General features: G+C 63.6%; 9 protein-coding genes, 4 tRNA genes and 1 pseudogene. 6 read left to right on the top strand and 8 right to left on the bottom strand.

The window, feature by feature from the left end; all coding sequences use genetic code 11:
- Positions 1–86: 86 nt before the first annotated feature.
- The 4 genes from BUQ73_RS04915 to BUQ73_RS04900 form a co-directional block, all read right to left on the bottom strand.
- Positions 87–163, bottom strand: a tRNA-Asp gene (locus BUQ73_RS04915).
- A gap of 13 nt (positions 164–176) precedes the next feature.
- Positions 177–252, bottom strand: a tRNA-Val gene (locus BUQ73_RS04910).
- Positions 253–422: 170 nt separating this feature from the next.
- Positions 423–499, bottom strand: a tRNA-Asp gene (locus tag BUQ73_RS04905).
- A 13-nt stretch (positions 500–512) separates the two neighbouring features.
- A tRNA-Val gene (locus tag BUQ73_RS04900) sits at positions 513–588 on the bottom strand.
- 217 nt (positions 589–805) lie between these two features.
- Between BUQ73_RS04900 and rdgC the strand changes: the two genes are divergently transcribed.
- From rdgC to sugE, 3 genes are all read left to right on the top strand, one after another.
- Entirely contained in the window at positions 806–1,726 is a 921-nt protein-coding gene (gene rdgC, locus BUQ73_RS04895; protein ID WP_079226903.1) for a recombination-associated protein RdgC, read from the top strand.
- A gap of 201 nt (positions 1,727–1,927) precedes the next feature.
- On the top strand, positions 1,928–2,893 hold the full coding sequence (locus BUQ73_RS04890; RefSeq protein WP_079226902.1) for a bile acid:sodium symporter family protein: 966 nt from the start codon (positions 1,928–1,930) through the stop codon (positions 2,891–2,893).
- A 95-nt stretch (positions 2,894–2,988) separates the two neighbouring features.
- Positions 2,989–3,306, top strand: coding sequence for a quaternary ammonium compound efflux SMR transporter SugE (sugE, locus tag BUQ73_RS04885; protein ID WP_054900524.1), 318 nt, complete (start codon positions 2,989–2,991; stop codon positions 3,304–3,306).
- A 10-nt stretch (positions 3,307–3,316) separates the two neighbouring features.
- Here the strand turns inward: sugE and BUQ73_RS04880 are convergent, their stop codons facing one another.
- On the bottom strand, positions 3,317–5,194 hold the full coding sequence (locus BUQ73_RS04880) for a 1-acyl-sn-glycerol-3-phosphate acyltransferase (RefSeq protein ID WP_079226901.1): 1,878 nt from the start codon (positions 5,192–5,194) through the stop codon (positions 3,317–3,319).
- A 267-nt stretch (positions 5,195–5,461) separates the two neighbouring features.
- On the opposite strand from BUQ73_RS04880, the pseudogene BUQ73_RS28880 reads away from it, so the two are divergent.
- Together BUQ73_RS28880 and BUQ73_RS28875 are read left to right on the top strand one after the other, a co-directional pair.
- Positions 5,462–6,478 (top strand): annotated as a pseudogene (locus BUQ73_RS28880) (methyl-accepting chemotaxis protein); the annotation flags it as partial.
- A 39-nt stretch (positions 6,479–6,517) separates the two neighbouring features.
- Positions 6,518–7,381, top strand: a complete 864-nt coding sequence (locus BUQ73_RS28875) for a methyl-accepting chemotaxis protein (RefSeq protein WP_416171815.1) — start codon at positions 6,518–6,520, stop codon at positions 7,379–7,381.
- A 198-nt stretch (positions 7,382–7,579) separates the two neighbouring features.
- Here BUQ73_RS28875 and BUQ73_RS04870 read toward each other — a convergent pair whose 3' ends face one another.
- From BUQ73_RS04870 to BUQ73_RS04860, 3 genes are all read right to left on the bottom strand, one after another.
- The gene (locus BUQ73_RS04870) at positions 7,580–8,413 is read right to left on the bottom strand and encodes an amidohydrolase family protein (protein ID WP_079230478.1); all 834 of its coding nucleotides are present in this window, start codon (positions 8,411–8,413) and stop codon (positions 7,580–7,582) included.
- A gap of 21 nt (positions 8,414–8,434) precedes the next feature.
- Positions 8,435–9,709 (bottom strand): MFS transporter, encoded by a 1,275-nt coding sequence (locus BUQ73_RS04865; RefSeq protein WP_060483707.1) that lies wholly within the window; start codon positions 9,707–9,709, stop codon positions 8,435–8,437.
- 139 nt (positions 9,710–9,848) lie between these two features.
- Positions 9,849–10,580 carry a GntR family transcriptional regulator gene (locus BUQ73_RS04860; protein ID WP_027918116.1) on the bottom strand — a complete coding sequence of 244 codons (732 nt, stop codon included), beginning with the start codon at positions 10,578–10,580 and terminating at the stop codon, positions 9,849–9,851.
- Between the two features lie 149 nt (positions 10,581–10,729).
- Between BUQ73_RS04860 and BUQ73_RS04855 the strand changes: the two genes are divergently transcribed.
- Positions 10,730–11,908: an MFS transporter gene (locus BUQ73_RS04855; RefSeq protein ID WP_079226899.1), complete on the top strand. Its 1,179-nt coding sequence runs from the start codon at positions 10,730–10,732 to the stop codon at positions 11,906–11,908.
- The last annotated feature ends 10 nt before the right edge of the window (positions 11,909–11,918 follow it).

Genomic DNA, 11,918 nt, shown 5'->3' with positions numbered 1-11,918 from the left:
ATTCAGAATGCAGAAACAAAAAAAGCGACCCTAAGGTCGCTTTCTTTGTGGCTTCCGGGTGTTCAGTGGGCCCTGGAAGCGGAATATGGCGCAGCGGACGGGACTCGAACCCGCGACCCCCGGCGTGACAGGCCGGTATTCTAACCGACTGAACTACCGCTGCGCTATTCAACGAGTGGTGGGTGATGACGGGATCGAACCGCCGACCCTCTGCTTGTAAGGCAGATGCTCTCCCGGCTGAGCTAATCACCCATTCGTCTCGGTGAGGCGCGCATTCTACGGACGAACCAGAAGCCTGGCAAGCCATTGATGCAACTTTTTCGCAAAAATTATCAGCCACAAATTTCAGGCACAAAAAAAGCGACCCTAAGGTCGCTTTCTCTGTTACTTCCGGGTGTTCAGTGGGCCCTGGAAGTGGAATATGGCGCAGCGGACGGGACTCGAACCCGCGACCCCCGGCGTGACAGGCCGGTATTCTAACCGACTGAACTACCGCTGCGCTATACATCGAGTGGTGGGTGATGACGGGATCGAACCGCCGACCCTCTGCTTGTAAGGCAGATGCTCTCCCGGCTGAGCTAATCACCCTTCGTCTCGGTGTGGCGCGCATTCTACGGACGAGCTGCTACCCTGGCAAGCACTTTTTAAACTTTTTTCAAAAAAAAAACCCAGCCCTTTCAAAGACCTAGCGCAGCCGGGGCTTTTCTTTCCTTATATGACCCTGCTGGCCCTATGACAGGGCTGGCCTCGGAGCACTGCTCGGAGAATAATGCCCGCCTTATGCATTAAGGAGAGATTGCCCCTCATGTGGTTCAAGAACCTGCTGTCCTACCGCCTGACCCAGGAAGTACCGTTCGAGGCTGAAGCGCTGGAAGCCGCCCTGGCCTCCAAGCCGGCCCGCCCCTGCGCCAGCCAGGAGCTGACCACCTACGGTTTCGTCGCGCCGTTCGGCAAGGGCGAAGACGCTCCCCTGGTGCACGTCAGCGGCGAGTTCCTGCTGGTGGCCGCGCGCAAGGAAGAACGCATCCTGCCGAGCAGCGTGGTCAACGATGCAGTGAAGGAAAAGGTCGAAGAGATCGAGACCGAGCAGATGCGCAAGGTCTACAAAAAAGAGCGCGACCAGATCAAGGACGAGATCATCCAGGCGTTCCTGCCGCGCGCGTTCATCCGCCGCTCGATGATCTTCGCCGCCATCGCCCCGCGCCTGGGGATGATCCTGGTCAACTCGGCCAGCGCCAAGCGCGCCGAAGACCTGCTGTCGACCCTGCGTGAAGTGATGGGCTCGCTGCCGGTGCGCCCGGCCACGGTGAAGATCGCCCCGACCGCGACCATGACCGACTGGGTCAAGTCGCAACAGGCTGCCGAAGGCTTCTATGTACTGGACGAGTGCGAACTGCGTGACACCGCCGAAGACGGCGGCATCGTGCGTTGCAAACGCCAGGACCTGACCAGCGAGGAAATCCAGCTGCACCTGAGCACCGGCAAGGTGGTCACCCAGCTGGCCCTGGCCTGGCAGGACAAGCTGTCGTTCGTGCTCGACGACAAGATGGTGATCAAACGCCTGAAGTTCGAAGAGCTGCTGCAGGAACAGGCCGAACAGGACGGTGGTGATGAAGCCGCGCAGCAGTTCGATGCCAGCTTCCAGCTGATGATGATGACCTTTGCCGAATTCCTGCCGGTGCTGTTCGAAGCGCTGGGTGGGGAGGAGATTCCGCAAGGGGTCTGAGGTGGTTTGAAAGACCGGTGCTGGCCTGATTCAAAGCGCTAGCCAGGACCGGCCTCTTCGCGGGCAAGCCCGCTCCCACAGGGATCACCACAGGCTCGAATACTGTGGCGATACCTGTGGGAGCGGGCTTGTCGAAGCGTCGAACCGCCGCGAAGGGGCCAGTGAAATTCATAAAGCTATAAATAGAAAAGGAATTGCCCCATGCGCGCCCTCGCCGCCCTCAGCCGCTTCGTCGGCAACACCTTCGCCCTGTGGGTGTTGGTGTTCGCTGTACTGGCCTTCCTGCAACCCCAGTGGTTCATCGCCCTCAAGGTCGCCATCGTGCCGCTGCTGGGCCTGGTGATGTTCGGCATGGGCCTGACCCTCAAGCTCGACGACTTCGCCGCCCTCGCCCGCCAGCCCTGGCGAGTGGCCCTTGGCGTGGTGGCGCACTTCGTGATCATGCCGGGCATGGCCTGGTTGCTGTGCCAGCTGTTCCACCTGCCGGCGGAAATCGCCGTGGGCGTGATCCTGGTCGGCTGTTGCCCGAGCGGCACGGCGTCGAACGTGATGGTCTGGCTGTCCAAGGGCGACCTGGCACTGGCAGTGGCGATCGCCGCAGTGACCACCCTGCTTGCCCCGCTGCTGACCCCGGCGCTGATCTGGTTCCTGGCCTCTGCCTGGCTGCCGGTATCCTTCATGGACATGTTCTGGTCGATCCTGCAGCTGGTGATGCTGCCGATCGTGCTCGGCGTGCTGGCCCAGCGCCTGCTGGGTGCACGGGTGCAGATGGCGGTGCAGGTGCTGCCGCTGGTGTCGGTGGTGAGCATCGTGATGATCGTCTGCGCGGTGGTAGCGGCCAGCCAGGCCAAGATCGCCGAGTCGGGCCTGCTGATCATGGCGGTGGTGATGCTGCACAACACCTTCGGCTATCTGCTGGGTTACCTTACTGGCCGACTCTGCAAGCTGCCGTTGGCCCAGCGCAAGTCGCTGGCGCTTGAGGTGGGGATGCAGAACTCGGGATTGGGGGCGGCATTGGCGGCGGCGCACTTCTCCCCGCTGGCGGCAGTGCCGAGTGCGCTGTTCAGCGTTTGGCACAACATTTCCGGGGCGCTGCTGTCGACCTGGTTCCGCAGGATGGAGGATTCATCGGCCCCCATAGAAGAGGTTGAGCCAGCCAGGCATTGATGTGTACCCTGATGGCCACTGTGAGGACGACCTCACGACGCACCGCGTGACCATCCCGGGGACGGCCCCATCATTCGCAACGATGGAGACGCATCATGTCCTGGATCATCCTGTTTTTCGCCGGCCTGTTCGAGGTAGGCTGGGCTGTCGGCCTGAAGTACACCGACGGCTTCACCCGCCCACTCCCCACTGTGCTTACCGTCGGCGCCATGGTCATCAGCCTGGGCCTGCTGGGCCTGGCCATGAAGGAGCTGCCGCTGGGCACCGCCTATGCCATCTGGACTGGCGTGGGCGCAGTTGGCACTGTGATCGCCGGGATCATCCTGTTCGGTGAATCCATGGCCCTGGTGCGACTGGTCAGTGTGGCGCTGATCGTCTGCGGCCTGATCGGCCTGAAGGTCAGCGCCAGCTGACCACTTCCGCTTAACGCAGGTCGCCGCGCAAGCGGCTGACTTGCTCACGCAACGACTCTGGCTGCGCCGCCTCCACCGGGATGGCGGCGCCTGCCACGATGGTCACCCGCGACCACAGGCGCTTGAAGAAGCCCTTGGCCGGATCGCGGCTGAAGAAGCTCCCCCACAACCCCTGCAGCGCCAGCGGGATCACCGGTACCGGGGTTTCTTCGAGAATACGGCTGGCGCCGCCCTTGAACGCATCGATCTCGCCGTCGCCGGTCAGTTTGCCTTCCGGGAAGATGCACACCAGCTCACCGTCCGCCAGGTATTCGGCGATGCGGGCGAAGGCTCGCTCGTAGGTCGCCTGGTCTTCGTTGCGCCCGGCAATCGGAATGGCGCCCGCCGTGCGGAACACGAAGTTGAGCACCGGCAGGTTGTAGATCTTGTAGTACATGACAAAGCGGATGGGCCGGCGAATCGCCCCGCCCAGCAGCAGCGCATCGACGAACGACACGTGGTTGCACACCAGCAGTGCCGCGCCTTCATCAGGGATCCGCTCGAGGTCACGGTGTTGCACGCGGTACATCGAGTGGCTGAGCAGCCAGATCAGGAAGCGCATGGTGAATTCGGGCACGATCCTGAAGATGTAGGCGTTGACCAGCACGTTCAACAGCGACACCACCAGGAACAGCTGCGGGATGCTCAGCTTGGCCACGCTCAACAGGACAATGGTGAAGATCGCCGAGACCACCATGAACAGGGCATTGAGGATATTGTTGGAGGCGATGACCCGGGCCCGTTGATCCTCGGCGGTGCGCGCCTGGATCAGGGCGTACAGCGGCACGATGTAGAAACCGCCGAACACACCAAGGCCGACGATCGACAGCAAAATCCACCAGGCCTGATGCATGCCCAGCAGCGCCAGCCAGTCGTGCGGCTGGGCGCCCGCCGGTACGTCACCGGAATGCCACCACCAGAGCAGGCCGAACAGGGTCAGGCCGAACGAGCCGAACGGCACCAGGCCGATTTCCACCTTGCGCCCGCTGAGCCGTTCGCACAGCAGCGAACCGAGGGCGATGCCCACCGAGAACAGGGTCAGCACCAGGGTCACTGCGGTCTCGTCGCCGTGCAGCCAATCCTGGGCGTACTTAGGGATCTGGGTCAGGTAGATGGCACCGACGAACCAGAACCACGAGTTGCCCACGATCGAGCGCGACACTGCCGGGGTCTGCCCCAGGCCCATGCGCAGGATCACCCACGACTGCTTGAAGATGTTCCAGTCCAGCGCCATCTGCGGCGACGCAGCCGCCGCCCGCGGGATCCAGCGGCTGGCCAGGTAGCCCAGCACGGCGGTGCCGACCACGCCACCGGCCACCACCGTGGCGTAGCTGTTGGTGGCCATCATCACCCCGGCGCCGATGGTGCCGACCAGGATGGCGAGGAAGGTGCCCATCTCCACCAGCCCGTTGCCGCCGACCAGCTCTTCTTCGCGCAGGGCCTGGGGCAGGATCGAGTACTTCACCGGGCCGAACAACGCCGAGTGGGTGCCCATGCCGAACAAGGCCACCAGCATCAGCGTGAGGTGGTTGGTAACGAAGCCAATGGCACCGACCGCCATGATGCCGATCTCGGCCAGCTTGATCGCACGGATCAGCGCGTCCTTGGCGAACTTCTCGCCAAACTGCCCGCCCAGTGCCGAGAACAGGAAGAACGGCAGGATGAACAACAGCGCACAGAGGTTGACCCAGATCGAACGGTCGCCGTCGCCCAGGCTGAGCTTGAACAGGATCGCCAGGATCAGCGACTGCTTGAACAGGTTGTCGTTGAAGGCACCCAGCAACTGGGTGACGAAGAACGGCAGGAAACGCCGCTTGCCGAGCAAGGTGAATTGCGAGGGGTGACTCATCGTCCTTGTTCCTGAGTGTCTTTTGTCATTGGAGGCACGCGGAGCGCGACAAGCCACAAATCTGCACGTGAAAGCCTTGGGCTGGCAAGCGACACGGCATGACTCAGGAACCAGCGCACAGTTTGATATCACAGTGACACCAATTTCATGAAAAGCACTGTTCAGATTTTGTTACACATGCCGATAATTCATATAGATGACTATATCTAATAGAAGGAATGGACCTCAGGTCTCCTCCAACCCATAAGAAAAGGAGCTCGGCAGTATATGTTTACCTGGTTCGGCGACCTCAGGATCGCCCATAAACTCTTCCTCGGTTTCGGCCTGGTGCTGTGCCTGACGTTGGTGCAGTCGCTCATCAGCTGGGACGGTATGGGCAGCCTGGTACGGCGCAGCGAGGTGGTCAGCGATGTGTCACGCCTCAACGACACCCTGGGCGACCTGCGCGAAGCGCGCCTGCGCCACGCCATGGCCAATGGCGCGCCAACCGAGAGCAAGCAGTTGCAGGCCGCGCTGGAGGCGTTCAAGCCAACCCTGGCAAAGCTGCGTGAAGTGATGATCCGGGCGCAGAGCCAGGTGCTGATCAATACTGCCGACCAGGCTCTGCAGGGCTACAGCGCCAACCAGGCCGCCAGCTTCCGTTCCTATGAAAAGATGCGCGCCGCACAGAAGGAAATGGGCGTGCTGGCGAGTCAGTCGTTCGCCAGCATCGAGCAGATTCGCAACCAGGTGCGTGCCCTGCCCGATGCCGAACAGCGTTTCGTGCGCATCGAGGCGATCAACCAGATCCGCGAGAACCTGATCCTGCTGCGCTACCACGTTCGCGGTTACACGGGTAACACCAGCGCCGAGACCGAGCAGCTGATGAACACCCAGATCGCCACCACGGTGAACGATCTGCCTGGGCTGGTCGCTCGCTTCAATGGCAACTTCCCGCAGCAGTTCCAGCAATTGCAGCAGCAGGTACAGGCCTATGCCACCGCTGTCGAAGCGTTCCGCGGCGAGGTCAGCAACCTGGTCGGCTACCGCGCGGCCATGGCCAAGGACATCGAAACCCTCAATGGCGTCATTGGCCAACTGCTCGATGACCAGGCTGTGCTGGTCGCCAAGGACAGCCATTTCGCCCGCACCCTGCAGATCGCCACCACCCTGCTTGCCTTGCTGATCGGGGCACTGGCTGCCGTGGTGATCGCCCGGCAGATCAGCCAGCCGCTGCGCCAGGCACTGAGCGCCATGGAGCAGGTGGCCGCCGGTGACCTCAGCGAGCAACCGACCAGCCGCCGCCGCGACGAGGTCGGCCAATTGCAGAACGCCCTGCAGGGCATGACCCGCAACCTGCGCGAGCTGATCGCCCAGGTACGCGATGGCATTTCGCAGATCGCCAGCGCCACCGAGGAGCTTTCGGCGATCACCGAGCAGACCAGCGCCGGCGCCAACAACCAGAAGGTGGAAACCGACCAGGTGGCCACGGCCATGCAGGAAATGGCTGCCACCGTGCAAGAGGTGGCGCGCAATGCTGGCGAAGCCTCCCAGGCCGCCAGCGCCACCGACGACGAAGCCCGTGAAGGTGACAGCGTGGTCAACCGCGCCGTTACCCAGATCGGCCGCCTGGCCAGCCAGGTGGATGCCACTGGCGCAGCCATGGACGCCCTGCGCACCGAAAGCCAGCGTATCGGCAAGGTCATGGATGTGATCAAGGCCGTGGCCGAGCAGACCAATCTGCTGGCACTCAATGCCGCTATCGAAGCGGCCCGGGCCGGTGAGGCTGGCCGTGGCTTTGCCGTGGTGGCCGATGAAGTGCGCAGCCTGGCGCAGCGTACCCAGGCATCGACACTGGAGATCGAGTCGGCGATCGGCAGCCTTGAAGAAGGCACCCGCTCGGTGAGCGAGCTGATGGAACAGAGCCAGAGCCTGACCGAAAGCAGCGTGGCGCTGGTGCGTGAGGCTGGGGTGGCACTGGAGGGGATTACCCAGCGCGTGTCGGGGATCCAGCTGATGAACCAGCAGATTGCCGCAGCGTCGGAACAGCAGAGTGCGGTGGCTGAAGAGATCAGCCGCAGCGTGGTGACGGTGCGCGACATTTCCGAACAGACCGCTGAAGCCAGTCAGCAGACTTCGGCGTCCAGTGTGGAACTGGCGCGGTTGGGTGGGCAGTTGCAGCAGATGATCAGCCGGTTCCGCTTCTGAGTCATTGATCTGAAAGCTGTACTGACTGTAGGAGCGGCCTTGCCGGGGCGCCGGACCGGTCGGAAAGGGCTGCGTAGCAGCCCCAGCAATTGCTGCAAAACCGCAAGACCCTGGGGCCGCGCTGCGGCCCTTTCCGACCGGTCCGGCGCCCCGGCAAGGCCGCTCCTACAGATACTGCGGCGCCTTCAAGTTGGCGGATTACTCGAAGCCGAACAGCGCCCGCGCAGTCTCCACCAGCAGCGCACGGCGCAATTGCGCCGAGCAACCCAGGGCCTCGAACTGCTCGACCGCCGTGCTGAAGCTCACCGACGACTCATGCTGGGTATGCGGCCAATCGCTGCCCCACATCAGCCGCTCGGCCCCATAGTGGGCTTCAAGCGCGCACAGGGCCTGCCGAGCAAATGCCAGGTTCTGCTCCGGCGTGCCTTCCAGCCGGTAGATACCCGATACCTTGACCCACACCTTGCCCTTGCCGCCCAGCGTCAGCAGCTCGGCAAAGCCCGGCTGCCCCAGGCCCAGGCGGGCATCGGGCCGACCAAAGTGGTCGACCACGATATCCAGGCCATAAGGCTCCAGTGCCCGCACCAGCGCAGGAATGTCCGCCACATGGCGATGCAGCTCCAGGTGCCAGCCTTGTTCGCCGATGCGCTCAAACATGGGTCGCCATTCGCTACCCGTCAGGTCTGGCAGGCCTTGCCCCATGAGGTTCAGGCGCACGCCCCTGACGCCCAACCGGGCCATTTCCTGCAAGGTCTCACGCTCGACGTCGCGGTCAAGCATCACGACGCCGCGCAGTTGCCCCGGCACGGTCTGCAGGGCACTGAGCAGGTAGCGGTTGTCGGTGCCCAGGAAACTGGGCTGCACCAACACGCCATGGCTGAAACCGTGGGCCAGCAACTGGCCCAGGTAATCGCCCAGCGGCGCATCATAGCTGGGCGCGTAACGCCGCTCGCTGGCCAGGTTCAGCCCACGGCTGAAGACATGGGCATGGCTGTCGATGGCGGTCAGGTGTGGAGCTGGAACGTCGGGCATGGTTTTCACAGGGCAGTCAGGTTACTTGGCGACAGCGCCAGCCATGGCCGGCGCTGGTGTGGCCTCAAGGTTGCGGCCTCGGGTTTCCGGCAGGCACAGCGCGGCGAGCATGGCCACGCCGTAGGCGATGCCGGCATCGATACCGATCGCGCTACCCAGCGACATGGATTCGCTCATGTGGCCGACCAGGAACGGGAATACCGCCGACAGCACACGGCCGAAGTTGTAGCAGAAGCCGACCCCGGCACCGCGCACGTCAGCCGGGTACAGCTCGTTGAAGAACGCCCCCAGGCTGGCCGGGATGCCAGCGGCGAAGAAGCCCAGCGGGAAGCCGAGGAACAGCATCTGGGTATTGCTCAGCGGGAAGAACACGTAGGCCTGCACGGTCAGCACGCAGCACAGGGCGAACAGCAGGATGTTCTTGCGTCGGCCGATACGGTCGATCAGCAGGCCACTGACCACGCAACCACACCAGAAGGCGAAGATGATCACCGCCAGGTAGCCGCCGGAGTTGAGTACCGACAGGTTGCGTTCGGTCTTCAGGAAGGTCGGCAGCCAGGTCATCACCGCGTGGTAGCCACCGTGGGCGCCCAGGCCCAGCAGGCCGCCGAGCAGGGTCACGCGCAGCAGTTCGGGGCGGAAGATGCCGGCCATGGACTTGAAGAAGCTGCCGGGGATGGCCTTGTCTTTTTGCAGGCGCTGGAAGCTGTCCGGCTCCGGCACGTTGCGGCGCACCCAGATGATCAGCAGCGATGGCAGCAGGCCGACGAAGAACATCACCCGCCAGGCGTATTCGGCCGGCACCAGCGAATAGATCAGGGTGAACAGGCCCACTGCCAGGCCCCAGCCCACGGCCCAGGCACTCTGCACGGTGCCCATGACCTTGCCGCGGTATTTCGGGTTGATGGTCTCGGCCATCAGCACCGCGCCGGCCGCCCACTCGCCACCGATACCAAAGCCCTGCATGGCCTTGACGAACAACAGTGGGTAAAAGCCGGTGACGAACGCCGACAGGAAGGTGAAGAAGGAGAACCAGAGGATCATCCACTGCAAGGTCCGCACGCGGCCGTAGCGGTCCGACAGGGTGCCACCGAGCCAGCCACCGATCGCCGAGGTGACCAGGGTCAGGCCGCTGATCAGGCCGGCATCGCCCTTGGTCAGGGAGAATGCGGCGATCAACGCGGGGATGGCCAGGCCGAACATCTGCACTTCCAGCGCATCGAGCGACCAGCCACCGAAACAGGCCCAGAACGTCTTGCGTTCCCGTGTAGTGATCTGGCGGTACCAGCTGAACATGATTGTTATCCTTCTAGTCGTGTGTGTTACGGCCGGGCGTGCCGAAGCTCTTGGCACGCTGGCGACCGGGCAGGCGAAGCCACTGCGCCGTGGCAGAACGGCGCAGACGGGTAAAAGGCGAAGCGGCCGGCTTAACGGCTCAGCGAATGTCGACGCGGTAGCGGAAGTGCTGCGCGTGGCCGCGCGAGCGGCGCCATTCCAGAGGTTTGCCGGCGTAATCGCGGGCCAGGCGCTCGATCACCACCACCGGGCTGTCGACCGGCAGTTGCAACAAGCGGCCGTGGGCCGCGTCGACCGCTTCGGCGGTCAAGGTCTCTTCGGCATAGGCGACCACCTGGCCACACAGTTCCTCGTAGATCGGGTAGAGCAGCGGGCCTTTGCTTTGCAGTTCGACGTCGAGCAGCGGCTGGAAAGTCTGACGCGGCAGCCAGATCTCTTCGGCGAGCACCGGTTGGGCGCCCAGCAGACGGGTACGGACGATGCGAATGACCTGGGCCTCGGCGGCCAGGCCCAGGGCTTCGGCAACGGCCGACGGTGCCGGTACCGGCTCGATGGAGAGGATGCGGCTTTCCGGCATCACCCGCTCGCCGGTGGCGGTCTCGAAGCGGAAGAAGCGGAACAGTGAAGACTGGAACTGCGGGCGGCGGATGAAGGTGCCGCGGCCCTGCTGACGCTCCAGCACGCCCTCGGCGACCAGCACGTCGACGGCTTTGCGCACGGTGCCGACGGACATGTCGAACTCGGTGGCCAGGGCCGCTTCGGTCGGAATGGCCTCGCCCGGGCGCCAGCGGTTGTTGGCGATCTGCTCGATCAGGTGATCGCGCAGTTGTTGATAGCGTGGCAGTCGAGCATCACCGGACAGTGGGTGCATGGGTCGGCTCTCGTCTTGTTATGTAAACATATATATGAATTTTTCGAGAGTATTCCCCGTGGGTGGCAGGCTGTCAATCCTCCGCTGGTCGCCGCTGCCGGCCTCACTTATGCTCAGGCATCGGAAATCTCCACAACAAGGACGTGGCAATGCTCGCCGCCCTGAAAGGCTACCCCGCCAGCGTCCGCCTGCTGCTGGCCACCACGTTCACCCTCACCGTGGCCCGGGCCCTCACCCTGCCCTACCTGGTGGTCTACCTGGCCGACAATTTCCAGCTTGCGGTGGGCCATATCGGCCTGCTGATCGGTGGCGCGCTGATCGTCGCGTCACTGCTGAGCCTGTACGGCGGGCACCTGGTCGACACCGTGCGCAATCACACCCTGGTCAGCGCCAGTACGCTGGTGTTCGCTTTGGCCTTCGTGGCCGCCATTGCCAGTCGATCGGCGTTGCTGTTCTTTTTCTGCCTGGTGCTGATCAACCTGGCCCTGGCCGTGGTCGACATCGCCGCCAAGGCGGGCTTCTGCGCACTGCTGCCAGTGGCGCAACGGGCCGAGGTATTTGCCATCAAGTACACCTTGAGCAACGTCGGTTACGCCGTCGGTCCGATGCTCGGCGTGGCCATGCTGGAGCTCGACGATCATCTGCCCTTCATCGCCTCGGCGCTGACCGGCCTTGGCATGTGCCTGGCCTATTGGCGCCTGGGCGACCGAGGGCTGCAGGCCAGTACCCCAGAGCAGCCAGCTGCAGGCTTCGCCCAAGTGGCACTGGGACTGGCACGTGACCGTCGGCTGGTGTGCTTCACCCTCGGAGGCGTGCTGAGCGCGGTGGTTTTCGGCCAGTTCACTGCCTACCTGTCGCAGTACCTGGTGGTGACCAGCAGCGCCAGCGAGGCAGCACGGCTGGTCGGCTACCTGGTGACCACCAACGCGGTCACGGTGATCGCCCTGCAGTACCTGATTGGCCGGCGCATCGGCCGCCAGCAGCTGATGCCCTGGCTGCTGGCGGGCATGGCGCTGTTCATTGCCGGGTTGCTAGGTTTTGCCATGGCCGGGTCGGTCATGGGCTGGTGCCTGGCAATGCTGGTGTTCACCCTCGGTGAGATCATCGTCATACCTGCCGAGTACATGTTCATCGACCTGATTGCCCCGGAGCACCTGCGCGGGGTGTATTACGGGGCGCAAAACCTGTCCAACCTTGGCGCAGCGCTGGGGCCGGTGATAGTGGGGTTCGCCCTGGGGCGGTGGTGGCCGGGGGTGGTCTTCTACCTGCTGGTGATGTCGGTGATACTGGCCGGCGTGTTCTACTGGCTGGGTACCCGTCGGGATTGATGTCGTCCGT

This window comes from Pseudomonas putida (assembly GCF_002025705.1).
GTDB classification, from domain to species: Bacteria; Pseudomonadota; Gammaproteobacteria; order Pseudomonadales; family Pseudomonadaceae; genus Aquipseudomonas; species Aquipseudomonas putida_J.
The sequence above is the reverse complement of the archived record's forward strand: the minus strand, read 5'-3'. Positions and strand labels throughout refer to the sequence as shown.

Excerpts from the sequence above, each read along its gene's own strand:
- rdgC (WP_079226903.1), top strand. The coding sequence starts at position 806 with ATGTGGTTCAAGAACCTGCTGTCCTACCGCCTGACCCAGGAAGTACCG.
- BUQ73_RS04890 (WP_079226902.1), top strand. The coding sequence starts at position 1,928 with ATGCGCGCCCTCGCCGCCCTCAGCCGCTTCGTCGGCAACACCTTCGCC.
- sugE (WP_054900524.1), top strand. The coding sequence starts at position 2,989 with ATGTCCTGGATCATCCTGTTTTTCGCCGGCCTGTTCGAGGTAGGCTGG.
- BUQ73_RS04880 (WP_079226901.1), bottom strand. The coding sequence starts at position 5,194 with ATGAGTCACCCCTCGCAATTCACCTTGCTCGGCAAGCGGCGTTTCCTG.
- BUQ73_RS28875 (WP_416171815.1), top strand. The coding sequence starts at position 6,518 with ATGACCCGCAACCTGCGCGAGCTGATCGCCCAGGTACGCGATGGCATT.
- BUQ73_RS04870 (WP_079230478.1), bottom strand. The coding sequence starts at position 8,413 with ATGCCCGACGTTCCAGCTCCACACCTGACCGCCATCGACAGCCATGCC.
- BUQ73_RS04865 (WP_060483707.1), bottom strand. The coding sequence starts at position 9,709 with ATGTTCAGCTGGTACCGCCAGATCACTACACGGGAACGCAAGACGTTC.
- BUQ73_RS04860 (WP_027918116.1), bottom strand. The coding sequence starts at position 10,580 with ATGCACCCACTGTCCGGTGATGCTCGACTGCCACGCTATCAACAACTG.
- BUQ73_RS04855 (WP_079226899.1), top strand. The coding sequence starts at position 10,730 with ATGCTCGCCGCCCTGAAAGGCTACCCCGCCAGCGTCCGCCTGCTGCTG.